This is a genomic window from Ruegeria sp. CH5 (genome assembly GCF_056537025.1).
Genome location: NZ_JBQFQT010000001.1, coordinates 670012 through 696294 on the forward strand (window position 1 = coordinate 670012; position 26283 = coordinate 696294).

Consider the following 26283-nt stretch of genomic DNA (forward strand, 5'->3'; position numbering starts at 1 on the left):
ATCAATTCGCCCAGTGTACCGTCATTCCATCCAAGACTGCCGCAATTGGCGCCTCCTCGGGCGGCAGGCTCATGGCACGCTCAAGCGCTGCGCGCTTTTTTTCACCATAGATGACCAGGTGTTTGGACAGGGCACCATCCAGAACCGGACCCGTCAGAGTGATGCGCGTCTCGGGCTGCGTCTGCGGGCGAGCAACGGCCAATGCCGGTGCGTTGCTGGCCAATGCCTGCGCCAGCCCCTCCATCCCCGGAAACAACGAGGCCGTATGCATGTCGTCGCCCATTCCAAGAACCAGCACCGCCAACGGGCGCAGCGGCTCGATCAGAGCTTCGATTTGGGGCAGAACCTCTTCGGGCGCCTTGCCGGGAATATAGAGCGGGACATAGTCCGCCGCCGCCGCCCGGTTGGTCAGAAGACGGTCGCGGATCAAGCGTTCGTTCGACCGGTCACTGTCCGCCGGGACGCAGCGTTCGTCGGTGGGCAGCACACGGACACGCTCCCACTCAAGATCCGCGGCGCACAGGCTGTCGAAGATCGGTCCGGGCGTGGTGCCGCCGGGAACCGCAAAAGCCACGACATCGTTGTGCAGCAGCGCGGCCTCCAACTCTCCGGCCAGAACGTTGGCAACATCAATGGCCAGCATGTCCCTGTCGGCATATTCCTGAATCTTCATGGCTTGATCCCTTGCCAATGGCGACCGTCGCGTTTCATCAGCAGTTCGGCGTCGCCGGGACCGGTACTGCCGCTGTCATAGGGTTTTGGCACGTCGCCGCGCGCCTGCCACCCCGCAATGATCGGGTCGGTCCAGGCCCAGGCGGCCTCGACCTCGTCTCCGCGCATGAACAGGGTTTGGTTGCCCCGGATCACGTCCATCACCAAACGCTCATAAGCATCCGGCGCTTCCTGGTTTTCGGGCCCGAGCGCTTCGGCAAAGCTCATGTCCAACGGGACGTCGATCAAACGCATTCCGCCCTGCCCCGGCTCTTTGATCGTGACTTTCAGCGTTATGCCTTCGTTCGGCTGCAGCCGGATCGACAGCGTGTTGGCATGCCGCCCGGCCTCGGCCCCGAAGATCGAATGCGGGGCGTCCTTGAAGATGACGTTGATCACCGAGGACCGCGCCACCAACCGCTTGCCGGTGCGCAGGTAGAATGGTGTACCCGCCCACCGCCAATTGCTGACATGCGCCCGAAGCGCAACATAGCTTTCGGTGGTCGAGCGCGGATTGCCCACCGCTTCGCGGTAGCCCGGCCCGTCGGGATCACCCGAATACTGCCCACGCACGATGTGGTGCGGCTGCACCGGGTCCAGCGCGCGGATTACCTTGAGCTTTTCATCGCGCACGGCGTCCGAATCGAACTTGGCAGGCGGCTCCATCGCGATCAGGCACAGAAGCTGCATCAGGTGGTTTTGCACCATGTCGCGCATTGCCCCAGCGCGCTCGTAATACTCTTCGCGACCATCCACGCCGACGGTCTCGGCGACGGTGATCTGGATATGGTCGACATACTGACTGTTCCACAGCGGCTCGAACAGCATGTTGCCGAACCGGACTGCCATCAGGTTCTGGACGGTTTCCTTGCCCAGATAATGATCGATCCGGTAGATTTGGTTTTCGCTGAAATACGAGGCCAGCGTGGCATTCAACGCCCGCGCGCTGTCCAGGTCGTGACCGAACGGCTTTTCGACGACGATCCTCGTCTGCTCGTTAGCCAGACCGTGCTGGCGGATTTTTTCCGCCAACGGGGCGAACAATCCGGGTCCGACCGAGAAATAGAAGGCGCGGATCCGCGAATCCGTCAACAGACCTGAAAGGTTTTCCCACCCATCATCAGAGCTGGCATCCAACCGCAGATACTGCAGCCGGTTCAGGAACCCATCAAGGTTGCCGGGATCTGCCGCTTGACGAGGTGCGTGCTGGGCCAGCGACTCGGCGACGATCGCACGATAGCCCGCCTGATCATGTGCGGACCTTGCTGCGGCGATTATCCGAACATCGTCATTCCACTGTCCCGCGCAATAACGACGAAACAAGGCAGGCAAAATCTTGCGCTGCGCCAGATCCCCGGTGCCACCAAAAATGACCAGATCAAATGGGTCGACGGGTATAACGCGAGAAACCATGAGCCGTCCTTAACGCGCCATCGCCGGCATGTCCAATGTTAGCGCAATCATATCCTGGACTTTCTCTGGTTTTCCAATCTGTACCAATCGTGTGCGCCGCACCGGACCGCCACCGAAACGCACAAGAATATTCAACCGCTCAACGCGTCCGCCGTCAACGGATTGCCAAGATCTGGTTGTGTTCAGAAATTATGAGAGTGAGTAACCTGCGCCGAAACGCAGGTCGGCATTCATTCGATGATCCATCGGCCGGATCAAGGCGCATTGGCCTTTTCCGCAACCTGACCGAAACGCTAGTTCAGCCGGTATTCTCCGACGACGTTCCGCCATTCTCCGGGTGCGATCATCTTGCGGTGGGTAAAGCGCACCGAATGCAGCGGACCCTCGATTTCGCGCTGCCAGAACTCGATGAAATTGAACAGCTTGGGATGATCCGGCGCCAAGTCGTAATCCTGCCAGATGAACGTGTTCAGAACATGGATGTAATCCGGCATGCGATAGAAAATTTCAGCCGTTGTCAGGCCATACCCCTTCAGCATCAATTCGGTTTCGTTTTTCTCCATTCAGACCTCCAGATTTCCTCAAAGGTCCCTTCAGGGTAACATGATTCCTTTTCAATCCGTATTAAAACAATGTGTTACCCGAAAAACACCGCGGTTTCAGGCCACTTCCGGGTTGCTTGCTTGCACCCTATGTGCCGGGTCTGATAAGATGCATCCACAAGATATAGACCCAGCACAATAAACGGGCAGTTTACGTGAGCGATACGCCAGAAATCCCCGAAAACATGGATGAAACCCCGCCCGAGCGCCCGGTTTATGACGGCCCGACGGTATCCATCGAATCCGAGATGCGGACGTCCTATCTGGACTATGCCATGTCGGTCATCGTGTCCCGTGCGATCCCCGATCTGCGCGACGGCTTGAAACCGGTGCATCGGCGCATCCTCTATGCGATGCACGAGACCGGAAACACCCACGACAAAGCTTACCGCAAATCGGCCCGTCCGGTGGGCGACGTCATGGGTAAGTACCACCCGCACGGTGACAGCGCGATCTATGACGCGCTGGTGCGGATGGCGCAGGATTTCTCGATGTCGCTGCCGCTGCTGGATGGTCAGGGCAACTTCGGCTCGATGGACGGCGACAACCCGGCGGCCATGCGCTACACCGAGGTCCGCATGGACAAGCCCGCCGCCGCGCTGCTGGCGGATATTGAGAAAGAGACGGTAGATTTCCAGGACAACTACGACGGCAAGGACAAGGAACCCACCGTCCTGCCCGCGCGGTTCCCGAACATGCTGGTCAACGGCGCCGGCGGCATCGCGGTGGGGATGGCCACCAACATCCCGCCGCACAACCTGGGCGAAGTGGTCGACGCGACGCTGGCGCTGATCGACGATCCGGACCTGACCAGCGAACAGCTGATCGAATACATCCCCGGCCCCGATTTCCCCACCGGCGGCGTGATGCTGGGCCGGTCCGGTGCGCGCAAGGCCTATCTGGAGGGCCGTGGCAGCGTCATCATCCGCGCCAAAACCCGCGTCGAGGAGTTGCGCAAGGACCGCTATGCCATCATCGTGGACGAGATCCCCTATCAGGTGAACAAGGCCTCGATGATCGAGAAGATCGCCGAAGCCGTGCGTGAAAAGCGCATCGAAGGCGTCAGCCACGTTCAGGACGAATCTGACCGCAACGGCGTGCGGGTGGTGGTCGAGCTGAAGCGCGACGCAACGCCCGAGGTGGTGCTGAACCAACTTTACCGGTTCACGCCGATGCAGACCTCATTCGGCTGCAACATGCTGGCGCTGAATGGCGGTCGCCCCGAGCAGCTGACCCTGCGCCGGTTCCTGACCAGCTTCATCGACTTCCGCGAAGATGTCGTTGCCCGCCGCACTGCATACGACCTGCGCAAGGCACGGGAACGCAGCCATATCCTGTGCGGTCTGGCCGTAGCGGTCTCGAACGTGGACGAGGTCGTTGCCACGATCCGGTCCTCGGCCGACGCGGCAGAGGCGCGCGAAAAGCTGATGACCCGCCGCTGGCCCGCAGCCGAGATCGAGAGCTATCTGCGGCTGATCGACGATCCGCTGTCAAAGATGAACGACGACGGCACCTACAACCTGACCGAGGTTCAGGCCCGCGCGATCCTTGATCTGCGCCTGCAACGCCTGACCCAGATTGGTGTCAAAGAGGTCACGGACGAGCTGGAAGACCTGGCCGCCAAGATCAAGGAATACCTGGACATTCTGTCCTCGCGCGAGCGCATCATGAGCATCATCGCCGACGAGCTGCGCGAGGTTCGAGAGCAGTTCGCAGTGGCGCGCCGCACTGAAATCGTCGACTGGTCCGGCGATATGGAAGACGAGGACCTGATCGAACGCGAGGACATGGTCGTCACCGTGACCTCGGGCGGCTACATCAAGCGTACGCCGCTGGCCGACTTCCGCGCGCAGAAGCGCGGCGGCAAGGGTCTGTCGGGGATGCAGACCAAGGAAGAGGACGTCGTAACCAATCTGTTCGTGGCGAACACGCATACGCAACTGCTGTTCTTCACCACCGATGGGATGGTCTACAAGCTCAAGACATGGCGCCTGCCCCAATCGGGGCGCACCGGCAAGGGCAAGGCCATCGTCAACATCCTGCCGATTCCCACTGGCGTTTCGATTGCGGCGATCATGCCGGTCGATGTGCCGGATGAAGAATGGGAAAACCTTCAGATCGTCTTCGCTACCAGCGCCGGCGACGTGCGTCGCAACGCGCTGAGCGATTTCACCAACGTCAAGCGCAACGGCAAGATCGCGATGGATCTGCCCGAGGGTGTGGAACTGGTCAACGCGCGCATCTGTTCCGAGGATGACGACGTTATGCTGGTCACCAACTCCGGCCGGGCGATCCGCTTCCCGACCACTGCCGTGCGCGTGTTCAAGGGCCGCAAGTCGACCGGTGTACGCGGCATCAAACTGACGAATGGCGATCGGGTCGTCTCGATGTCCGTCATTCGCCACTTCGAGGCCACGGCAGACGAGCGCGCCGCCTACCTCAAGATGCGCCGCCTGATGGCAGGCGTCACCGAAGAGACCGAAACCGACGAAGACGAAGGCAACGCAGACAGCATCCTGCCTCAGGAGCGCTATGCCGAGATGTCTGCGGCGGAAAACCTGATCCTGACCATCACGGCCGGCGGGTCGGGCAAGCTCAGCTCGTCGCATGACTACCCGGTGCGCGGCCGCGGTGGAATGGGCGTGATGGCGATGGACAAGGCGATGCGGGGCGGCCCGCTGGTGGCCTCGTTCCCCGTCGAAATCGACGACCAGATCATGCTGGCCACGTCCAAGGGGCAGTCGATCCGGGTTCCGGTCGATGGTATATCGTTCCGGTCCCGCAGCGCGGGCGGGGTCAAGGTGTTCAACACCGGCAAAGGCGAGGAAGTCGTCAGCGTCGCTTGGATCGCAGACCAGGGTGACGAGGAAGACGACAGCGAAACGTAAGGATGGCCGCCTCTGATCGGCGGCCCTCATTTCAACGACGACGGAGCGGCTCTGCAACAGCAGCCGCTCCTTTTCGTTTCGGCGAATGTCGAAGCGTTCTTTCTGGGGTCAAGCCGGGTTTTGCGGTAGGCTCATCCAATGAGACCCGAACCCAGACTGGACATCATCGGCGCCGCCCTCGCCGACCCAACCCGCGCACGCATCCTGTGCGAACTGATGGACGGGCGGGCGTTCACCAACAAAGAGTTGTCCTGCGCAGCCAACATAACGCCACCAACTGCAACGGCCCATCTCAAGCAGTTGGAGCAGGCCGGCCTGACCACTTCGATACGCAGCGGCAGGCATGTCTATCACCGAGTCGCAAACGCACAGGTCGCATCGGTTTTGGAAAAGCTGTCGACGCTAACTCCCAGCGACCATGTCCGACGGGCCGCGAAACCGGACTCGGGCGTCCTGTTGGCCCGTTGCTGCTATAATCATCTTGCCGGGCGTCTCGGTGTGTGGATCACCTACAACCTGCTGGATACGGGTGTTCTACAACTGGCACATGGGGCTCTGGCGCCGGGTCCGCGATATCACGCGTTTCTGACCGATCTCGACCTTGCCCCACCGCGGGTCAGCGCCCACCGGCCGGTCGCCAAATTCTGTCTGGACTGGACGGACCGCCGAAATCACATCTCAGGTCCCTTGGGAATCGCGATTCTGGAAAAAGCTCTGAAAGACAAATGGCTGACGCGCCAAAGGTCCAGTCGCGCCCTGACCATCACGCCGGAAGGCAAGATCGCACTGACTCGCCATTTCGGCTTGTCGGACGCCGCGTTTGATTGCCTCGGTTCGTCGGTTCGGTCGATGGCGAATCGATAAGTCACACTTGAGATACAAACCCGGTCATTCTGACGTTGCTTGGTTAGGAGACTGGAATGACCCAAAAACCACAGGACACCGAACGATATCTGACAGACGAAGGTTGGCGCGTGATCGTTCAGGTTCCCGAGGACCGCGCGCAGGCGGTGATTGATGCCGTTCTGGCCGAAGCCAACCTTGTTTACGGCGATTATGATCGCGTCACCTTCCGGTCGACGCCCGGAACGCAGAGCTTTCGGTCACTCGGGACCGGACGCAATGCCGTCACCTGCGACACGGTGGATGTTCCCTGCGTCGAAGTCTCGTTCTTTCTGGATGTGTCGGACGGCGTGCGTTCGAAGGTGCTGCGCGCAATCTACGCGGCCCATCCCTATGAAGAACCGGTGATCTTTCTGCACCCTTGTTTTCGAACGCTGCACATCCGCGGTCAGGACGAAGACAACCCGAACCGGTTCTGGAACCGGCCTCTGGAAGACTGGGTGCCTGATGCACACCGCGGCTAGATGCCCCCTATCATACCCATAGCGGTCATCTTTCCAGGTCATAGACCGTAGAGCGTGCCGAATTTGTCTTCGAGATAGGCCAACAACGGCTCGGGTCCGGGCTCCATGCCGCTGGCGCGGCGGATGACATCGCGTGGGGCATACAGACCGCCATGCTGCTGAACATGCTCGCGCAGCCATCCGGTTGCCGCGTAGGTATCGCCCTGCGCCAGTTGATCATCCAGACTTGGAACTGCCGCCCGCAGAGCCTGATACAGACAGCCTGCGTACACATTGCCCAGCGAATAGGTCGGGAAGTAGCCAAACAGACCGACCGACCAATGCACGTCCTGCAGACACCCGTTCGAAGGCTTGTCGACCGCATAGCCGAAATCGGCATGGAAGCGGTCGTTCCACGCGGCTTCGAGGTCCTGCACCTGCAGATCGCCCGACATCAAGGCGCGTTCCAGATCGAACCGCAGCATGACGTGCAGATTGTACTGAACTTCGTCCGCCTCGGTGCGGATGTATCCGTTGTGCACCCGGTTGACGGCGGCATAGAAGGCATCTTCATCCGCGATGCCGAAGTCACCGAAGGTGTCCGTCATCTGCCGGAACAGCCAGCCCGTGAAGGCGCGCGAGCGGCCCAGCTGATTTTCATAGATGCGGCTCTGACTTTCATGGGCGCCCATCGAAACGCCCTCACCCAGCGGAGTCAGAGCGAAAGCCGGATCGATGCCCTGCTCATAGCAGGCGTGCCCGACCTCGTGGATGGTCGAGTAGAAGCAGTTGAACGGGTCGGTTTCGCTGGTCCGAGTGGTGACGCGCACGTCGTCGCCGCTGCCCGAACAGAACGGGTGTACGGCCTTGTCCACCCGCCCCCGGTTCAAGTCGTACCCGAAAGTCTCCGCCAGCTTTTGCGTCAGCTTCATCTGGGCCGCTTCGTCGAACGTTCCGGTCACGCCCGCGGGGGACGGCCGGTCAAGAACCGCGGCGCGCAGCGCAACCAGGCGTGGGCGCATGGCATCAAAGATCGCACCAATCTGGGCAGCGGTCGTGTAGGGCTCGTAATCCTCGACCAGTGCGTCATAGACATCGCCGCCTTGCGCCAGAGCCGCCCCTTCCTCGCGCCGCAGCGCCACGACTTCCTCCAGAACCGGAAGAAACGCGGCAACATCCTCGTCGGCGCGGGCCTGTGCCCACTTGCCCTGCGCGGCCGATGTCACGCGGGCGATGGCCGTGGCCAGATCAGCGGGCACCTTGACCGTGCGCTCGTATGTGCGGCGGATTTCGCGCAGTTGCGCCTGACCAACCTCGGTGTCGGCATGGGCGTTTTCCAGCCACTCGGCCACGCGCGGATCCGAACGGCGCGCATGCAACACGGCTTCGATTGCGGCCATCTCCTCGGCGCGCTGGTTGGCGGCCCCGCGCGGCATGACAGTCTCCTGGTCCCAGCCCAGGCGCCCGGCGATCTGTGCCAGGGCCGAGGTTTCGCGCTGAAAGGCCATCAGGTCATTGAATGCAGTCATTGGGTCAAGCTCCGCGCAGCGAGGTTGCGATGGGATAAGCGGTCAGGAACCGGGCGCGCAGGATCAGGGTCCAGACGACCACGGCCATAAACTGGTGAAAGATGGCGATCTTCCAGGGCGCGCCATAGACCACGGTGAGGATGCCTACGACCACCTGCAGCGAAAGCGCCGCGAACATGGCGTTGAAGGCGAACCGGGTCTGCGGGTGGGCGCTGCTGCTGCCGCGTCGCCAGACGAAGATGCCGAAGGCGAACAGCACATAGCCCACGCAGCGATGGATGAACTGCACCAGCCCCGGACTTTCGAAGAAATTGCGCCACAACGGTTCCAGCGCGGTGGCGTCCGGCGGCAGTAGTTGCCCGCCGATCAGCGGCCAGTCGGTATAGGACCGACCGGCGTCGATGCCCGCCACCAATGCGCCGATCAGAATCTGCAGAAAGGCAAAGTGCAGCAGCCCGGTCGACAGCGAGAACAGCCGCGCCTCTTTCGCGCGACGGGCCTGCATCAGGTCGCGTTCCTCGCGCCCCAGCATGAAGATGTACCAGGCCAGAAAGCCCAGGATCACGAACGCGAGGCCAAGATGGGTGGCCAGGCGATAACTGGCGACCGCGGTCATCCCTTCGCCCTGCGTCACCCCCGAGGCCACCATCCACCAACCGACGGCGCCCTGAACGCCGCCCAGCAGTCCGGGGATCGCAAGGCGCCCGGTCCAGCCTGCGGGGATCTTGCGCAACACCAGAAAGCCAAAGAACCCAAGCGCCCAGACCAGGCCGATCACACGGCCCAGCTGCCGATGACCCCATTCCCACCAGTAGATGGTCTTGAAGTCATCCAACTCCATCCACTGGTTCATGATGCGCCACTGGTCGATCTGTTTGTACTTGTCGAACTCGGCCTGCCAGTCCGCCTCGGACATCGGCGGGATCGCTCCGGTGACCGGTCGCCATTCGGTGATGGACAGGCCGCTGTCGGTCAGGCGGGTCAGCCCACCCACCGCGATCATCATGACGACAAGCGCGAACAGGATCATCAGCCAGATACGGATGGCCTTGCGTGCGCCACCCCGGCCGCGGTCGATCATGCCGGGCTGGACCGTTCCCTGCTTTTGTTCACCCGAGACTTCTTCGAAGATGCTGCGCTTGCCGCTCATGCCGTCCTCATGTCCTTGATTTTCCCGCAAGCTAGGGCCAGTGCCCGGGAAGGTCCAGCCTCAGCCCTTGTCCTTCCAGCGGACCATCTGACGCATGATCCCGTGCAGCATCTGCACATCGGCCCGCGTCATCTGCATGCGCGACCACAGGTTGCGCAGGTTTACCTTCATCCCTTCGGCCTTTTCCGGCGGGTAGAAGAACCCGGCCTCGTCCAGCCGCTGCTCATAATGCTCGACCAGTTTCTCGACCTCGATGCCGGTGGCCCAGTCGCCTTTGCCCAGATCGGTGGCCTCGTGCACCACGTCGCCGGTCTGGCGCATCCACTCATAGGCGGTGAGCAACACGCATTGCCCCAGGTTCAGCGAGGCGTATTCGGGGTTCACCGGCACCGAGATGATCGCATTGGCCTTGGCGATGTCTTCATTCTCCAAACCGGCCCGCTCAGGCCCGAACAGCACGGCCACTTTTTCGCCCGCCGCCACCTTCTGGGCCGCGATCTGCATGGCACGCTCGGGGCTGTAGACGGGTTTGGTCAGGCCACGCTGACGGGCGGTGGTGGCGAAAACGTATGTGCGGTCGCCCAACGCGCCGGCCAGATCGTCGAACAGCTGCGCCTCGTCCAGCAGCCGCCCGGCACCGCTCGACATGGCCACGGCCTTGGGGTTGGGCCAGCCGTCGCGCGGGGCGACGATACGCATCCGGTCCAGGCCGAAATTCCACATCGCCCGCGCCGCGGCGCCGATGTTTTCGCCCATCTGCGGGCGGACAAGCACGAATGAGGGCTGGGGTCTGTCGCTGAGCATCCTGATCTCCGAAAGTTGCGCCTGCCATAATGCCGCCGCTGGCACAGAGCAAGCCCGGCCGCCCTGCCCGATTGCAAATCACGCGGTCTGCGGGCAATAAAGTTTGCTTCGCCGCCGCAATCGGCTAAACCGCGCCAAAGACCAACCGCGAAGGATCCGCCAATGGACACCCCCGAGCAGCCTCAGATCTATCTGATCACCCCGCCGACCATCGACCCGGCCACCTTTCCCGACCGGCTGGCCCGCGTTCTGGACGGGACCGAGATCGCCTGCATCCGGCTGGCGCTGGCCGGCAGCGACGAGGACGCCATCGCCCGCGCGGCCGACGCCTGCCGCGAGGTGGCCCATGCGCGCGACGTGGCGCTGGTGATCTCGAACCATGTCCTGCTGGCGCAACGGCTGGGGCTGGACGGGGTGCATCTGGAGGATGCGGCCCGCTCGGTCCGGGCCGCGCGCAAAGAGCTGGGGGCGGATGCCATCGTCGGCAGTTTCTGCGGAACCTCGCGCCATGACGGGATGACCGCGGGCGAAGCCGGGGCCGACTATGTGGCCTTTGGGCCCGTGGGGGACGTGTCGTTGGGCAAAGGGACCCGCGCCGAGCGTGATCTGTTCCAATGGTGGTCCGAGATGATCGAGGTTCCGGTTGTCGCCGAAGGCGGCCTGACACCCGAACTGGTTGCCGAACTGGCTGAATGCACCGACTTCTTCGGAATCGGAGACGAGATCTGGACCGCAGAGGACCCGCTCAGCGCGCTGAACACGCTGATCGCGCCGATGAAAACCGGCGGTTAGGACATAACCGCCCAGTACAGCCCCAAGCCCGCCAACAACAGCGAGGCGACTGTGGAGATACGACCGCGCAGCCTGGGCGAATCCGGCAAAAGCACGGTCAGGGTGGCGAGGATCAGGATCGCGACTCCGCTCAGCGCCAACAGGATGCCAGCGGCAAAACCCAGCACCGCCGGCGCGACATGGTGCGGCGGCACACCAAGGCGCGACGATGCTTCTGACAGTGTCAGGCCAAGGACTGCACCGGCCGCCAAAAGGAACAGCACGCGCCAGACCCCCAACCGGTCGGTGACGAGGTTCCAAAGCGCCAACAAGGCGATGGCAGCCGGCACGACCGGCCACGGCAGGAACGGCCTCGCACTCAACACGTCGAACATCCCAAGCGGCAGCGTCACCAGAACGCCCAGCCCCAGCGCGGCAAGTTGAACAAGGACCGGGCGCAACTTCAGTGACAAGAAAACCAGCACCGAGGCCAGCGCCAGAAGCTGTGCCCCCGCGCCCGCGACATGCAGCAGCCCGGCCCGGAAAAAAGCCTCGGCCGCTTGCTGCGCCCCCAGCCCGGCCCCGCCTGCCAAGGGAATGCGAGGACTGACCTCGCCGCCGCTCAGAAACCCGGTATAAGGCGCCTCGACCCCTTGCTGGCGCAAGACCACGGGGCCGATTCCTTCAGGCCAGGTCAGGCGCAGACTGCTTGCATCGGGTGGCAGAGGACCGGCCAACAGCACTCGGGAAATCCGCGGCACGTCCGGGTTGCCGACCACTGGAATACTTGCGCCTTCATAGGACAATGCAACCGGCCCGTTCACGTCGATCTGCAAGGATTGCTTCCAATCCGTTACAAAATCGTGGACGTGTTCCTCAAGCTCGGACGAGACAAGCCGGCGCAGCTGTGCGTAACGCGCGCTCCCGCCGTCGCCGCCCTGCGCGACTTCTTGCGGATCGACCCCGGCCAGAACGGCCTCGGCGTTCAAGGCGATTTCGACCAGAAGCCGACCGTCCCGGGCCTGAAAGTCAACGATTGTCCGTCCGCTCTGTTGCGCCCATGCCGGCATTGCCAAAAAAATACATGCCAGCAATGGCGCAATGATCCAGGCGCGAAACCGCAGGAAGGTCAGCAAACGGATATTGAGACCCATCCGAAAATATCCAAAAGAACCAAAAAACACTGTGTCCGAGTGTTTCGTCCTTCCAAACAATTGGCAAGCCAAATCGCCGACGTGGACCCAGCCCGCGCAGCTTCCGGCTTGCGCGCGCCCTGCGCCTGCGGCATGACGAGGAAATGACTCAGAACAGCGACATCCTGTGCATCGGATCCGTCCTGTGGGACGTGATCGGACGATCCGCCAGCCACATGCGGCAAGGGTCGGACGTGCCCGGCCGCATCACGCGCCTGCCCGGTGGCGTGGCGATGAACATCGCCATGACCCTTGTGCGCTTTGGCATGACCCCAACCCTGCTGACCGCCATCGGCAGCGACCCCGAGGGCGACGAGCTGGTTCACGCCTGCAAGCGGCTGGGCATGGACACGACCCATATCTATCGCTCGCAGGACCTGCCCACCGACCGTTACATGGCGGTCGAAGGCGCAAACGGCCTGATCGCCGCCATCGCCGACGCCCATTCGCTGGAGGCCGCCGGCGCCAAGATCCTGCGCCCGCTGATTCATGGCCCGCTGGGCTATGAAAACACCCCGTTCGGGGGGCAGATCGCGCTGGACGGCAACCTGACGCTGGACCTTCTGGAAGAAATCGCCGTCAGCCCGGCCTTCGCCCGTGCCGACCTGCGCGTAGCCCCGGCCTCGCCCGGCAAGGCCGAGCGGCTGCTGCCTTTCCTCAAGCACGGCAGGGCCACGCTGTATGTGAACCTCGAAGAAGCCGGGCTGCTGTGCCAGCGCGAGTTCGCCGACTCCGAATCCGCTGCCCGAGCGCTGCTGGACCGGGGCGCGCTGCGTGCGCTGGTGACCGACGGGGGCAACTCGGCCACCGTGGCCAGTGCCCAGGCGGTGATCACCCAGAAACCCCCGTCGGTTCTGGTCACGCGCGTGACCGGTGCGGGCGACACGTTCATGGCGGCCCATATCGCCGCCGAAGCCAATGGCGCCAGCATTGACGAGGCGCTGACCCGCGCCTTGCATGCCGCCGCAACCTATGTATCCGGAGAGACCCCCCTGTGATCGACATCCAGTATTCCGCCGAAGTCCGCGCGGCCAAGGACGACGGAACCCCCATCGTTGCCCTGGAAAGCACCATCATCACCCACGGCATGCCCTACCCGCAGAACATCGAGGTGGCGGCCCAGGTCGAGCAGGACATCCGCGACGCGGGCGCCGTTCCGGCCACCATCGCGGTGATCGACGGCCGGCTGCATGTGGGGTTGGAACCCGATCAGTTGAAGGATTTGGGACAGGCGCAGGGCGTAGCCAAGATCTCGCGCGCGGATATGGCGGCCTGCATCGCTTCGGACGGGACCGGGGCCACGACCGTTGCCGCCACGATGATCGCAGCCCATTTCGCGGGGATCGAGGTCTTTGCCACCGGCGGCATCGGCGGGGTGCATCGCGGCGCGGAAACCAGCTTTGACATCTCGGCCGACCTGCACGAACTGGCGCAGACCCCGGTCACGGTCGTTGCTGCCGGGGCCAAGGCGATCCTCGATCTCGCAAAAACGCTCGAAGTGCTGGAGACGCTGGGCGTGCCGGTCATCGCCCACGGGCAGGATGAGTTCCCGGCCTTCTGGTCGGCCAAGTCGCCTTTTGCCGCGCCCTTGCGGATGGACACGGCCGAGCAGATCGCCAAGGCCCATGCGACGCGCCGCGCGCTGGGTCTGCCCGGCGGGCAACTGGTGGCCAATCCGATCCCGCTGGCCGACCAGATCCCGTCCGAGGAACTGGACCCGATCATCGCCTCGGCCCAGCAGGACGCCGAAGCGCATCGCATTACCGGCAAGGCCGTCACGCCCTATCTTCTGCAACGCATCTACGAGCGGACCGAGGGCCGATCCCTGATCGCCAATATCGCCCTGGTGCGCAACAATGCGCGCCTTGCGGCTGGTATAGCCAAGTCTTTGAAGGCTCAGGCTGACTAAGCGTCAAACGGACCTATTGTACCAAGGCGCCGGACTGATTAACTAGTTCGGCAAACCGCTCGGAACCGCGATGAACACACCGTTTGATGAAGAACCCCACCGCCGCCCCGGCCTGCTGTCGCGGCTACGCGCGTCGTTTCTGACGGGTATCGTCGTCATCGCACCGGTCTGGCTGACGCTGTGGCTGATCCTGTCGGTAGTCGGCTGGATCGACAGCGCGGTCCTGCCCCTGATCCCGCACCAGTTCCGACCCGAACAATATGTGGGTATCAACCTGCGCGGCGTGGGCGTCCTGTTCTTCCTGATCTTCACGGTTCTGGTCGGCTGGATCGCCAAAGGTATCCTGGGCCGGTCACTGATCCATTTTGCCGAAAGCCTGGTCAACCGGATGCCCGTCGTCCGGTCGATCTATTCCGGGATCAAGCAGATCTCGGAAACCGTCTTTGCCCAGACCGAGCGGTCGTTCGAGAAGGCCTGCCTGGTCCAGTATCCTCGCCGGGGCATCTGGGCCATCGGCTTCGTCTCGACCGAGGCCAAGGGCGAGATCAACAAACGCGCCGAAACCGGCGGCGGCCTGCTGAGCGTGTTCATCCCAACCACGCCGAACCCAACCTCGGGTTTTCTGCTGTTCTTCCCCGAGGAAGACGTGATCCTGCTGGACATGACGATCGAGGATGCCGCCAAACTGGTGATCTCGGCCGGGCTGGTCTATCCGAACCAGAAAGACCCCACGCAGCCGCCCGAGTGATCAGCCGAACATCGCGGGCAGATCAACGGAGCTTCGCGCACCCAGATCGGGTTTGTGATCGGCCAGAAACTGGTCGGCCGCGGCCCGTCCCGCCTGTTTCAGGCTGTGCAGAACCACCGGGTTGGGCACTGTCTTGGTCGCCACCGACAGGCTGTTCATCAGCGCGTCATCGGCGATCATGTGCACGAAGACCCGGCTCATTTCACCCGCCTTCAGCTTGCCCTTGACCAACAGGCGCTGCACGAAGTTGATCGCCCGCAGCTCGCGCAGAAGGGAAGAATTGAAGCTGATCTCGTTGATCCGGTTCTGAATCTGCTGCGGGGTCTTGGGAACCTCGTCGCGCTCCAGCGGGTTGATGTTCACGATCACCACATCTTCGGGCAGGCCCGCGTTGAACAGCGGAAACAGCGCCGGGTTGCCGGTATAGCCGCCATCCCAATAGGCTTCGGTCCGGTCGGTTTCGGGGTCGTGGATTTCAACCGCCTGGAACAGGTTCGGCAGGCAGGCCGAGGCGAGAATCGCGTCAGTCGTCACCTCATCGCCCGTGAAAACACGGATCTTGCCGCTGCGCACACAGGTGGCGCAGACGAACAGGCGTGGCCCCTGATCGGCGCAGACCTCGCCAAAATCAAACGCCTCGACCACCGGGGCCAGCGGATTGCGGTAGAACGGTCCATAGGCATAGGGCGACACCATCCGCGACCAGGTATCAGCCACCGAGAACGGCAAAGAATACTCCATCGCCTGCGCGATCTGAGCGGGCTCCATCCCGGCCAGCCAGTTGGCGATGCGCATGTCGCCCACCGCGCCCATCCTCTCCCACAGGGCGTTCAGGGTCTCGCGCGCGCCATCGCGACCGGCATGAACCATGCCGGCCTTGAACGCGGCTCCGTTCAGCGCCCCGGCCGAGGTTCCGGTAATCGCCGCAACCTCAATGTCTTCGTCGTCCAGCAGACGGTCCAGCACGCCCCAGGTAAATGCGCCATGCGCGCCGCCGCCCTGCAGGGCAAGATTGATGCGCTTTACCATTTCCGCCGGCCCCGGCGCGCGCCGCGGATCACAAGGCGGTCCAGCCGCCGTCGACCGAGATCGTGGTGCCGGTGATCTGGGCCGCGGCGTCCGAGCACAGGAACACGGTGGTTCCACCCAGCTGTTCGACGGTCGCGAACTCTTTCGAGGGTTGCCGTTCGAGCATGACGTTCTTGATCACGTCCTCGCGGCTCATGTTGTATTCCTTCATCGTGTCGGGGATCTGCGCCTCGACCAGCGGCGTCAGCACATAGCCCGGACAGATGGCGTTGCAGGTGATCGGCTCCTGCGCGGTTTCCAGCGCAACGGTCTTGGTCATGCCGACGACCCCGTGCTTGGCCGCCACATAAGCTGCCTTGTAGGGCGACGCCGTCAGCCCATGCGCCGAGGCGATGTTGACGATCCGCCCCCACCCGGCCTTGCGCATCAACGGAAGCGCCGCCGCCGTCGTGTGAAAGGCCGAGTTCATGTTGATGGCGATGATAGCGTCCCATTTTTCGACCGGGAACTGGTCGATCGGCGCGACGTGCTGAATGCCTGCATTGTTGACCAGGATATCGCAGGCTCCGGCCTGTTCGATCAGCGCCCGGCATTCCTCGCCCTTGGACATGTCGGCCTTGATGTAGCGCGCGTTGGTTCCGGTCTCCTTGCTGATCTCGGCCGCCAGCGCGTGATCTTCATCGCGGTCGGTGAACGAGTTCAGAACCACGTCGGCCCCCGCCTTGGCCAATTCGCGCGCAATGCCCAACCCGATGCCCGAGTTCGATCCGGTGATGATTGCTGTTTTTCCCGACAGGTTCATTTTGGGTCTCCCACAGACTCATGATTTGGAGACACAGTGCCATGCTGCACCTGCAAAATAAACGGGGAAAGACCCGGTTGCGGATACGGTCGATTTATGGGCGGGAAGTTCGGAGCTCGAGGCAGAAAAAAACGCCCGCACGAAGCGGGCGTTAAGTTATTGAGGCAGGTTTCATACAGGCAAGAAACCTATCGAGCAGTGGAACCTTTATAAGCAATTCCGCGCCGTCATCCAAGCTAAAAGTTTGATAATAAGAAAAATCATCGGTACGGTGAATCCCAACAAAATAAGGCCAGAGCAGGATTGTTTCCAAAATGAGCCCCGATATTCTCCGTCCCATCCGCCCGTTGATCGCGGGAATCGCTGCCTCGGTTGTCGCCACGTTAGCGCAAGCAGAATCGACCCATGGCATAGCTATGTATGGAGACCCGGCCCTACCACCGGATTTTGTGTCGCTGCCTTATGCCAACCCCGACGCGCCCAAGGGCGGCAAGGTCGTGTTCGGCAACACCGGCGGCTATAACAGTCTCAACCCGTTTGTGCAAAAAGGCACCGCTCCGTGGCAGCTGAGATTTTGGACCCACGAGGGGTTGATGGGCCGTTCCTGGGACGAACCTTTCACTCTTTACGGGCTTTTGGCCGAATCAATCGACACCGCGCCGGACCGATCCTGGGTCGAATTCACCCTGCGTAAGACTGCCCGATTCTCTGACGGATCGCCGGTCACGGTTGATGATGTGATCTGGTCTTACGAGACCCTCGGAACGCAGGGGCATCTGCGCTATCGCGGTCTGTGGGCCAAGATCGACAGTATTCAGCAGACCGGACCACGCTCGGTCCGGATCATCTTCAACGAGCCAGACCGCGAGCTGGCCCTGATCGCAGGGCTGCGGCCGATCCTCAAGAAAGCCCAATGGGAGGGCAAGGATTTCGCCGAGGCAGCGCTGCACGATGTCCCGATCGGCACCGGCCCCTATGTCATCGATGACTACGAGGCCGGGCGTTTCGTGAACCTCGAACGCAATCCGGATTATTGGGGCAACGATGTCCCGTTCCGCCGGGGTACCATGAATTTCGACGAGATGCGGTTGGAGTTCTACGGCGACCAGACGGTTCTGTTCGAGGCCTTCAAGGCCGGCGCGCTGTCGGCCGTCCGCGAGTTCAACGCCGACAAATGGGCCACACAATACGATTTCCCGGCCGTTCAGCGCGGCGATGTCATCAAAACCGAGATTCCGCATAAAAAGCCCTCGGGCATGACAGGTCTGGTCATGAACACGCGCAAAGCGCCCTTTGACGATTGGCGCGTGCGCGAGGCGCTGACCCTTGCGTTCAATTTTGAATTCATCAACGGCACGATCACTGGCGGTGCTCAGCCTCGGATCACCTCGTATTTCTCGGGGTCTGAACTGGCGATGCAGCCTGGCCCGGCAACCGGACGGGTGGCTGAGATGTTGCAACCCTACGCGGCTGATCTGCCTCCGGGAACTCTGGAAGGGTATGTTCTGCCCGAGGGCGACGACTCGGTTCGCAACCGAAAGGACATCCGCAAGGCCGCTGATCTGCTGGAGCAAGCCGGATGGACAATCCAGGACGGCGTGCTGAAGAACGCAGCTGGAGAGCCGCTCAAGATAACCCTGGTCATCAGTCAGGGAAGCTTGAATGTGGTTCAGAACGTGGATGCGATCGCCGAGATGTATGCCCGCGCGCTGGAACGGCTGGGGATCGAGCTGACCGTCGACAAGGTGGATGACGCACAATACACCCAGCGGGTGTCCGAGCTGGATTTCGACATGACCCCGTTCCGCCGCGCGCTGTCGCTGTCGCCGGGCAACGAACAACGCCTCTACTGGGGCAGCGAAGGCGCGGATGCCTCGGGGACACGCAACCTGATGGGGGTCACCTCTCCGGCGGTGGATGGGCTGATCGATGCGATGCTGGCCTCGGAAAGCCGTGAGGATTTCGTGGCCGCCACCCGTGCGCTTGACAGGATTCTGACCGCCGGACGGTATGTCATTCCAATCTGGAGCTTTGATGTTGGCCGCATCGCCCATGTGAAGGAAATGAAGCATCCTCAGATCTTGCCAATCTACGGCGACGGACCGCAGTTCATGCCCGATGTCTGGTGGTACGAGGAGTAGCAGGCAACCGGTAGGGGCTTGTGCCCCTGCCCATTTCAAGTGATGCACTTAGCTCGGATCGGACGCCGCGCGGGCGTCGGCAATTTTCGGCACATGTGGCCAAATACCAAAAGGTGATCGAACAAATCCGCTGGCCGCTATTTCTAGAGCATTTGACTACTTTTTGCGGGTGGAACGCTTGATACCACGATATCTCGCAATCCAAGTGAGGATCGACGCAACGGACACCTGCACCGAAAACAGATTTCTTAGATAGAACAAAGCCCTGTATTCGGCGCAGTCCAGAGTGCGAGCATTTGAACGATCGCCAAAACCGACAGTGAGTGGGAAAACGGGCCGAGCACGGCGTGAAAAACCGCTTTGATTTTCCAGCACCCCGACCTGCGACATTTTGTCATGTCTTCGCGCGCGCTGCGCGCTCCGTACGCTGGTCTGGGGAAGAGCAGTCCTGAAACCCGAACCACGGAAGGCTCGCAGATGTTGAACTGGACTGATTTGACACAAGACTGGAGCGCGTCCTACGCACGTGCCAAGCGCCGTTTTCCGAACCTGCGCGATCAGGATATGGCGCGCGTGAGGACGGACAGGAAACGCTTTGAGGCCTATCTGGCCGAGCGGCACCACCTGACAGTGAACGAGGCCCATGAAGAGGTCGAGGATTTCCTTTACACCGAAGGCCTGAACCGCGAGCTTGCCCGGCGTTAGGCCAGCGACGTGACCCACAGGATGGTTGCATCCTCATCGCTTACCGAGATCACGTTGTGCCCCATGCTGCCGTCGTAATAGGCGCTGTCGCCCCGACGCATCTCAACCGGTTCATAAAACTCGGTGTACAGGCGGATCACGCCGGTCAGCACATACAGGAATTCTTCGCCATCGTGACGCACCCAGCCGTCGAACTCGTCCATTGACCGGGCGCGCACGCGGGCCCGATAGGGCAGCATCTGCTTCTTGGTCAGCGTTTCGGCCAGCAACTCGTGCTCGTAGGTCGTAGTGGCGTGCGCGGTGCCTTCACCCATCTTGGTCACCGCCATGCGACCGATCACTTGATCCCGCTCGGGCGGGGTGAACAGCTGCGGTACAGAGATTTCGAGACCGATCGCCAGCTTCTTGAGCGCATCATAGGTCGGCGACATTTGGCCATTTTCGATCTTGCTGAGCGTGGACCGGGCCAACCCGGCCTGGTTCGCCGCCTGCTCGAGGGTCCATTTCCGCGCCTTGCGCAGTTCACGCACGCGGGCACCCAGATCTACCGGCTCCAGCTCGGTGCGGGAACCGTTGTCGCGGGCGATGCGTACGATGGATTTGTGGTCTTTGCTCGTCATGCGTCATTCTATAGGGCCAGCGCCGCGCGCTTGCAACGCGTGACAAAGGGCAATAGCCAAGGCGCATGTTGTCGATCTTCGATCAAGGGCCACCGCCGCCCTGCCCCGCGCCGTTCAACCTGGCCGCCCACGTACTGCGCCGCGCCGATGCCACTCCGGACAAGGTGGCGCTGTCCGTGCTGCGCGCCGACGGCTCGGACGACTGGAGCTATGCGCAACTGAAATCCGCGGTTCTGGGCACCGGAACCGGGCTGCTGCGCGCGGGGCTCGTGCCCGGCGACATCGTTCTGATGCGTCTGGGCAATACGGTCGATTTTCCCATCGCCTATCTGGGCGCGATCGCGGTCGGGCTGGTCCCGGTGCCGACCTCCTCGCAACTGACCGAGCCGGAAACGGAGCGGATGATCCGGGAACTGTCTCCAGCCGCCATTCTGCGCGATCCGTCCGTGAACTGCGCCACGCATCCCAACCAGATCGGCCTGACCGACCTTGCCGCCATGCGCAACCTGCCGCCCGCGTCGTTCGACATGGGCGATCCGGAACGCATGGCCTATGTCGTCTATACCTCGGGCACCTCGGGCAAACCACGCGCCGTGGCCCATGCGCATCGGGCGATCTGGGCGCGGCAGATGATGGTCGATGGCTGGTACGGCCTGCGTGAGGCCGACCGCCTGTGCCACGCGGGCGCGTTCAACTGGACCTACACGCTGGGCACCGGCCTGATGGACCCGTGGACCATCGGCGCCACCGCGCTGATCCCCGAACCCGGAACCGACCCGGCCGCCCTGCCCGGATTGCTGCGCCGCCACCGCGCCTCGATCTTTGCGGCCGCCCCCGGCGTGTACCGCAAGATGCTGAACGCGGCGGACACGCTGCCCCTGCCCGATCTGCGCCACGGCCTGAGCGCCGGCGAGAAACTGTCGCGCGCCCTGCACGAACGCTGGGTTCAGGCCACCGGGACCGAGCTGTACGAGGCCTACGGCATGTCGGAATGTTCGACCTTCATCTCATCCAGCCCATCCCACCCCGCGCGCGGCGATGCGCTGGGCCAGCCGCAACCGGGGCGCCGCGTGGAGATCCTTGGGCCTGACGGGCCGGTTCCGCAGGGGCAGGAAGGCACCATCGCCATTCACCGCTCAGACCCGGGGCTGATGCTGACCTACCTCAACGCCCCGGACGAGGCCCGCGCGCGCATGCAGGGCGACTGGTTCCTGACCGGCGATCAGGGGGCGATGGCCGTGGATGGGCAGATCACCTATCTGGGGCGCGACGACGACATGATGAATGCCGGCGGCTATCGCGTGTCCCCGGTTGAGGTCGAATCCGTTTTGTCGCGCTTTCCCGGAATCTCTCAGGTCGGCGCGGCGGCGGTCGAGGTCAAACCGGACACTTTCGTGATCGCCGCCTTCTATTCCGGGCCGGAAAAACTGGACGAAACCGCCCTGCGCGCTTATGTCGAGGCCAACCTGGCGCGCTACAAGCAACCCCGCGCCTTCATTCATCTTCCCGAACTGCCCACCGGGGGCAACGGAAAACTCCTGCGCCGTGCATTGCCGGCCTATTTCAAGGCACCCGAAGAATGACCCAGACCGTCAAGCTTGATATCCTGTCCGACCCAATCTGCCCATGGTGCTATATCGGAAAGACCAACCTGGACAAGGCGCTGGCCACGGTCCCCGAGCATCCGTTCGTGATCGAATGGCATCCGTTCCAGCTGAACCCCGACATGCCCGAAGGCGGAATGGACCGGCGCGAATACCTGGAACGCAAATTCGGTGGCAAGGAGGGTGCGGTTCGCGCCTATGCGCCGGTGGTGGAGCATGCCGAAAAGGCCGGCCTGAACATCGATTTCGAGGCCATGAAACGCACCCCGAACACGCTGGACGCCCATCGCCTGATCCATTGGGCCGGGATCGAGGGCAAGCAGAACCCGGTGGTGGATGCGCTGTTCACCGCGTATTTCGTACAGGGCCGCGACATCGGCGACCACGAGGTTCTGGCCGACATCGCCGACAGCGTGGGCATGGACGCCGCAGTTGTTCTGAAGCTGCTGAAATCCGACGCCGACCGGAACGACATTCGTCAGCGGGATACGCACTCGCGTGAGATGGGCGTGAACTCGGTGCCCACCTTCATCGTCGCCAACCAACACGCGGTCCCTGGGGCGCAACCACCGGAATTGTGGGCGCAAGTGATCGGCGAAATCATGTCTCAGCTTGAGCCTTCCTCTGCAGAATAGCACAGAGTTCTGTGCGCGATTGCACCTAGCCCACCTTGCCCTGTCGTGTTAGCGCGTTGAGGCAAGGAGTCCCCGCATGGCTGACCGTATTTCCAAGGCCGAATTCATCGCGCTGATCGCGATGATGTTTGCCACCATCGCATTTTCGATTGATTCAATGCTGCCTGCTCTACCTGAGATCGGCGCGCAGCTCAGCCCTGATGACGTGAACCGGGCGCAGTTGATCCTGACCAGCTTTGTTCTGGGAATGGGGATCGGAACGTTCTTCACCGGCCCGATCTCGGATGCGGTCGGACGCAGGCCGGTGATTTTTGCCGGAGCAGCAGTCTATATTCTGGCATCGGCCGTGGCCTGGGCCAGTTCGTCGCTCGAGTTGGTTCTGGCCGCCCGGGTGGTTCAGGGGCTGGGGGCCGCCGGGCCCCGCGTGGTCGCCATGGCGATCATCCGCGATCTGTTCTCGGGCCGGGAAATGGCGCGGATCGTGTCCATCGCAATGATGATCTTCACCCTGGTGCCCGCCATCGCGCCCATGGCCGGAGCCGCCGTGATTGCCTTCGCCGGTTGGCGCGGCGTGTTCATGTCGTTCATCCTGTTTGCGCTGGTGATCATTGTCTGGATGGGGTTCCGACTGCCGGAGTCGCTTGCGCCGGAAAACCGCCGCCCGTTCCGCCTGCCGCTGATGGTCGGTGCGGTGAAAGAGATGTTTGCCCACCCCACTGTGCGCCTGTCGATCTTTGTCCAGACCCTGTGCATGGGCATGCTGTTCACCATGCTGACCATGGTGCAGCCGATCTATGACGTGATCCACGACCGCGCCGACAGCTTCCCCTTCTGGTTCGGATTCGTGGCGCTGATGTCCGGCTCGGCCAGCTTGCTGAACGCGGCCGTCGTGGTGCGCGTGGGGATGCGCCGTATGGTGACCTGGGCGCTGGCCGGACAGATCCTGATCACCTCGCTGGTGATTGCCCTGAACATGTCGAACCTGTCACCGCAAGCCTCGTTTGCGCTGTTCGTGTTCTGGCAGACCACGGTCTTTTTCATGGCCGGCGTCACCATGGGCAACCTGAACGCCATCGCGATGGAGCCGATGGGCCATATCGCCGGCATGGCGGCCTCGGTCATCGGGTCGATCTCGACCGTGCTGGCCGCCGCGATCGCCGCGCCGGTGGGCCTGCTGTTCGACGGTACGCTGGGGCCGCTGAGTATCGGCATCCTGACCATGTGCGTGCTGGCCTTCGGGCTGATGGTCCACATGGGCCGGATAGAAGACCGCGTTCCCGCCTGACCTGTGCAGCGCACCTGAACTGCGCTAGGCTCGCCCCAGTCAGGGGAGAGTTCGGCATGAGCGACTATTACGATCTGGGCACGCATGGCTGCCCCGTCACCACGTCCTCGGATCAGGCGCAGCTTTGGTTTAACCGGGGCCTTGTCTGGACCTACGGCTACAACCATGAAGAGGCGGTCGTGTGTTTCCAGCGCGCGCTGGAGCATGACCCCGACTGCGCCATGGCCCATTGGGGCGTGGCCTATGCCGCCGGGCCCAACTACAACCTGCCCTGGGATCTGCTGGACGACCGCGGTAAGGCCAAGGCCCTGAACTGCGCCTATGACGCAACCCAGAGCGCACTGGCCTTGCTGGATCGCTGCACGCCGGTCGAACGCGAACTGATCCGCGCCCTGCCTGCCCGCTATCCCCAGCGGGACCCGGCGCCCGACATGCACCGCTGGGACCACGACTTCGCCGACGCCATGCGCGCCGCCTTCGCGGCCCAGCCTGATCATCTGGACCTGCGCACCATCTATGTCGAGTCGCTGCTGAACCTGACCCCCTGGCAGATGTGGGACCTGAGGACAGGCCAGCCTGCCGAAGGCGCCGCCACGCTTGAAGCGCAGGAAGCATTGGAATGGGCCATGGCTCACGATCCGGCGGCGATGTCGCATCCGGGTCTGCTGCACCTCTATGTGCATCTGATGGAGATGTCGCCCACACCGGAAAAAGCGCTGAATGCCGGTGATGTGCTGCGCACGCTGGTGCCCGATGCCGGACATCTGGTGCACATGCCCACCCATATCGACGTGCTGTGCGGCCACTACCAGAACGTCGTCCACTGGAACGAACAGGCCGTCATCGCTGATCTGAAATATTACCAGCGCGAAGGCGCGTTCAACATCTATACCGGCTATCGCCAGCACAATTACCATTTTGTCATCTATGGCGCGTTGTTCCTCGGTCAGATGGAGCCCGCCCTGCGTGCCAACAAGGGCCTGTGGGACACCACGCCCGAGGAAATGCTACGCATCGAAAGCCCGCCGATGGCGGATTACTTCGAAAGCTACATGGCCATGGGGCCACATATTCTGATCCGCTTTGGCCGGTGGGAGGAAGCCAAGGCCCTGCCCCTGCCCCCCGATCCCGACCTGTATCTGACGGTGACGGCCACCACGCATTACGCCCGCGCCATCGCCCATGCTGCCACCGGCGACGTGGCCGAGGCCGAGGCCGAGGAACTGCTGTTCCTCGCCGCCAAGGACCGCGTGCCCGAAACCCGTCTGCTGCACAATAACCGTGTAATCGACCTGCTGGAGATCGCGCGCGAGATGCTGCGGGGCGAGATCGAGTACCGTAAAGGCAATTTCGACACGGCCTTCGCCCATCTGCGCCGCTCGGTCGAGTTGGACGACAATCTGCCCTATGACGAGCCCTGGGGCTGGATGCAGCCCACCCGCCACGCGCTGGGGGCGCTGCTGTTCGAGCAGGGCCACGTGGCCGAGGCCGAAGCCGTCTATCGCGAGGATCTGGGTCTGGGCGGCACCCTCAGCCGCGCCTCGATCCATCCCGACAATGTCTGGAGCCTCAAGGGCTTGCACGATTGCCTCAAGGCGCGTGGCGCGGTAGAGGAATTGCAGCTGATCCGACAACGACTTGACCTGGCCCTGGCGCGGGCCGACCGCAGCGTCGGCGCCTCGTGCTTCTGCGCCCAGGCCGCGATGAGAGCCGCTGAATGAAACTGTTGAACGCTGCGCTGATCGCGCTGTGCTGCGGTCCCGCCTGGGCCGACCGTCAGACCTTTCCGCCTGTGGACGAGGCCAGCCAAGACCCGGCACTGGAAGCCTTTCGTGCGGACCTGCGGGCAAAGGTCGCCGCCCGCGACCTCGAGGGCGTGATGGCCGCCACCTGCCCCGAGATCTACACCAGCCACGGCGACGAGGACGGCCCCGAGACGTTCCGCGCCAATCTGACGGTCGATCCCGAAACCCTGCCCGAGGCCGACCACCGCCACGCCGCCACCATCCGCGAGGACTACTGGCGCGACCTCGAGACCACGCTGGCCCAGCCCGGCTATTTCGACGAGGATGGCGAATTCTGGATGCCGCACCAGTGGCGGCTTACCCTGCCAGCGAAGCTGGATCCGTTCACCGCCTATTTCGTGACCGGTCAGGATGTCACCCTGCGCCAGGCCCCAAACCGCGGCGCGCCCATTCTGGACCTGATCAGCCACGAGGTGGTGATCGTGCCGGACTATCTGGAAGAGGCCGAGTATCAGGGCGTCATCCTGACCGACGGAACGCGCGGCTATATCTATTCCGATTTCCTGTGGTCGATGGTCGGCTATCGCGCGGCCTTCGTGAAGTCGGACAGCGGTGACTGGCAGCTGTGTACGTTCGTGGCCGGGGACTAGGCC

At 62.8% G+C, this 26283-nt stretch carries 24 protein-coding genes; 14 read left to right on the plus strand and 10 right to left on the minus strand.

Annotated elements, in window-relative coordinates:
- Position 1: 1 nt before the first annotated feature.
- From pgl to ACR0JC_RS03295, 3 genes are all read right to left on the minus strand, one after another.
- The gene (gene pgl, locus ACR0JC_RS03285; RefSeq protein ID WP_170338936.1) at positions 2-673 is read right to left on the minus strand and encodes a 6-phosphogluconolactonase; all 672 of its coding nucleotides are present in this window, start codon (positions 671-673) and stop codon (positions 2-4) included.
- Complete coding sequence (zwf, locus tag ACR0JC_RS03290) at positions 670-2124, minus strand: glucose-6-phosphate dehydrogenase (RefSeq protein ID WP_170338934.1); 1455 nt, start codon at positions 2122-2124, stop codon at positions 670-672. The genes pgl and zwf overlap by 4 nt, the downstream gene beginning before the upstream one ends.
- A gap of 293 nt (positions 2125-2417) precedes the next feature.
- Entirely contained in the window at positions 2418-2687 is a 270-nt protein-coding gene (locus tag ACR0JC_RS03295; RefSeq protein ID WP_093962206.1) for an usg protein, read from the minus strand.
- Between the two features lie 224 nt (positions 2688-2911).
- Between ACR0JC_RS03295 and gyrA the strand changes: the two genes are divergently transcribed.
- From gyrA to ACR0JC_RS03310, 3 genes are all read left to right on the plus strand, one after another.
- Complete coding sequence (gene gyrA / locus ACR0JC_RS03300; protein WP_170340044.1) at positions 2912-5614, plus strand: DNA gyrase subunit A; 2703 nt, start codon at positions 2912-2914, stop codon at positions 5612-5614.
- Between the two features lie 138 nt (positions 5615-5752).
- Positions 5753-6478, plus strand: coding sequence for an ArsR/SmtB family transcription factor (locus ACR0JC_RS03305; RefSeq protein WP_170338932.1), 726 nt, complete (start codon positions 5753-5755; stop codon positions 6476-6478).
- Positions 6479-6534: 56 nt separating this feature from the next.
- The gene (locus ACR0JC_RS03310) at positions 6535-6981 is read left to right on the plus strand and encodes a YqfO family protein (RefSeq protein ID WP_170338929.1); all 447 of its coding nucleotides are present in this window, start codon (positions 6535-6537) and stop codon (positions 6979-6981) included.
- Between the two features lie 38 nt (positions 6982-7019).
- Here ACR0JC_RS03310 and ACR0JC_RS03315 read toward each other — a convergent pair whose 3' ends face one another.
- From ACR0JC_RS03315 to ACR0JC_RS03325, 3 genes are read right to left on the minus strand one after another with little or no spacing between them, the layout of a single operon-like run.
- Positions 7020-8489, minus strand: a complete 1470-nt coding sequence (locus tag ACR0JC_RS03315; protein ID WP_170338927.1) for a carboxypeptidase M32 — start codon at positions 8487-8489, stop codon at positions 7020-7022.
- A 4-nt stretch (positions 8490-8493) separates the two neighbouring features.
- On the minus strand, positions 8494-9639 hold the full coding sequence (ctaA, locus tag ACR0JC_RS03320) for a heme A synthase (protein WP_170338925.1): 1146 nt from the start codon (positions 9637-9639) through the stop codon (positions 8494-8496).
- 60 nt (positions 9640-9699) lie between these two features.
- Entirely contained in the window at positions 9700-10443 is a 744-nt protein-coding gene (locus ACR0JC_RS03325; RefSeq protein WP_170338923.1) for an RNA methyltransferase, read from the minus strand.
- Between the two features lie 162 nt (positions 10444-10605).
- Here ACR0JC_RS03325 and ACR0JC_RS03330 point away from each other — a divergent pair, with 162 nt between their 5' ends.
- Positions 10606-11235 (plus strand): thiamine phosphate synthase, encoded by a 630-nt coding sequence (locus ACR0JC_RS03330; protein ID WP_170338921.1) that lies wholly within the window; start codon positions 10606-10608, stop codon positions 11233-11235.
- Here the strand turns inward: ACR0JC_RS03330 and ACR0JC_RS03335 are convergent.
- Positions 11232-12368, minus strand: a complete 1137-nt coding sequence (locus ACR0JC_RS03335) for a HupE/UreJ family protein (RefSeq protein ID WP_170338919.1) — start codon at positions 12366-12368, stop codon at positions 11232-11234. The genes ACR0JC_RS03330 and ACR0JC_RS03335 overlap by 4 nt on opposite strands.
- Positions 12369-12511: 143 nt before the next feature.
- On the opposite strand from ACR0JC_RS03335, the gene ACR0JC_RS03340 reads away from it, so the two are divergent.
- The 3 genes from ACR0JC_RS03340 (at position 12512) to ACR0JC_RS03350 (ending at position 15064) form a co-directional block, all read left to right on the plus strand.
- Positions 12512-13405, plus strand: coding sequence for a PfkB family carbohydrate kinase (locus tag ACR0JC_RS03340; protein ID WP_170338917.1), 894 nt, complete (start codon positions 12512-12514; stop codon positions 13403-13405).
- Positions 13402-14316 (plus strand): pseudouridine-5'-phosphate glycosidase, encoded by a 915-nt coding sequence (locus tag ACR0JC_RS03345; protein ID WP_170338915.1) that lies wholly within the window; start codon positions 13402-13404, stop codon positions 14314-14316. The genes ACR0JC_RS03340 and ACR0JC_RS03345 overlap by 4 nt, the downstream gene beginning before the upstream one ends.
- A 70-nt stretch (positions 14317-14386) precedes the next feature.
- The gene (locus ACR0JC_RS03350) at positions 14387-15064 is read left to right on the plus strand and encodes a DUF502 domain-containing protein (RefSeq protein WP_149774457.1); all 678 of its coding nucleotides are present in this window, start codon (positions 14387-14389) and stop codon (positions 15062-15064) included.
- Here the strand turns inward: ACR0JC_RS03350 and ACR0JC_RS03355 are convergent, their stop codons facing one another.
- Together ACR0JC_RS03355 and ACR0JC_RS03360 are read right to left on the minus strand one after the other, a co-directional pair.
- The gene (locus ACR0JC_RS03355; protein ID WP_170338912.1) at positions 15065-16093 is read right to left on the minus strand and encodes a patatin-like phospholipase family protein; all 1029 of its coding nucleotides are present in this window, start codon (positions 16091-16093) and stop codon (positions 15065-15067) included.
- Positions 16094-16121: 28 nt separating this feature from the next.
- Entirely contained in the window at positions 16122-16895 is a 774-nt protein-coding gene (locus ACR0JC_RS03360) for a 3-hydroxybutyrate dehydrogenase (RefSeq protein WP_170338911.1), read from the minus strand.
- A gap of 314 nt (positions 16896-17209) precedes the next feature.
- Here ACR0JC_RS03360 and ACR0JC_RS03365 point away from each other — a divergent pair, with 314 nt between their 5' ends.
- Both ACR0JC_RS03365 and ACR0JC_RS03370 read left to right on the plus strand, forming a co-directional pair.
- Complete coding sequence (locus ACR0JC_RS03365) at positions 17210-19036, plus strand: extracellular solute-binding protein (protein ID WP_480763222.1); 1827 nt, start codon at positions 17210-17212, stop codon at positions 19034-19036.
- A gap of 477 nt (positions 19037-19513) precedes the next feature.
- Complete coding sequence (locus tag ACR0JC_RS03370; RefSeq protein WP_093962974.1) at positions 19514-19741, plus strand: hypothetical protein; 228 nt, start codon at positions 19514-19516, stop codon at positions 19739-19741.
- On the opposite strand, the gene ACR0JC_RS03375 is transcribed toward ACR0JC_RS03370, so the two are convergent.
- Positions 19738-20361 (minus strand): helix-turn-helix domain-containing protein, encoded by a 624-nt coding sequence (locus ACR0JC_RS03375; RefSeq protein WP_093962221.1) that lies wholly within the window; start codon positions 20359-20361, stop codon positions 19738-19740. The two genes, ACR0JC_RS03370 and ACR0JC_RS03375, sit on opposite strands and share 4 nt — an antisense overlap.
- Positions 20362-20426: 65 nt before the next feature.
- Between ACR0JC_RS03375 and ACR0JC_RS03380 the strand changes: the two genes are divergently transcribed.
- The 5 genes from ACR0JC_RS03380 (at position 20427) to ACR0JC_RS03400 (ending at position 26280) form a co-directional block, all read left to right on the plus strand.
- Entirely contained in the window at positions 20427-21944 is a 1518-nt protein-coding gene (locus tag ACR0JC_RS03380; protein ID WP_170338907.1) for a class I adenylate-forming enzyme family protein, read from the plus strand.
- Positions 21941-22600: a DsbA family oxidoreductase gene (locus tag ACR0JC_RS03385; protein ID WP_170338905.1), complete on the plus strand. Its 660-nt coding sequence runs from the start codon at positions 21941-21943 to the stop codon at positions 22598-22600. Before ACR0JC_RS03380 ends, ACR0JC_RS03385 begins: the two co-directional genes overlap by 4 nt.
- A 76-nt stretch (positions 22601-22676) precedes the next feature.
- The gene (locus ACR0JC_RS03390) at positions 22677-23885 is read left to right on the plus strand and encodes a multidrug effflux MFS transporter (protein WP_170338903.1); all 1209 of its coding nucleotides are present in this window, start codon (positions 22677-22679) and stop codon (positions 23883-23885) included.
- 56 nt (positions 23886-23941) lie between these two features.
- A complete protein-coding gene (locus tag ACR0JC_RS03395; protein ID WP_170338901.1) occupies positions 23942-25606 on the plus strand; it encodes a tetratricopeptide repeat protein in 1665 nt (554 codons plus the stop codon).
- Positions 25603-26280 (plus strand): SH3 domain-containing protein, encoded by a 678-nt coding sequence (locus tag ACR0JC_RS03400; protein WP_170338899.1) that lies wholly within the window; start codon positions 25603-25605, stop codon positions 26278-26280. Before ACR0JC_RS03395 ends, ACR0JC_RS03400 begins: the two co-directional genes overlap by 4 nt.
- Positions 26281-26283 lie beyond the last annotated feature (3 nt).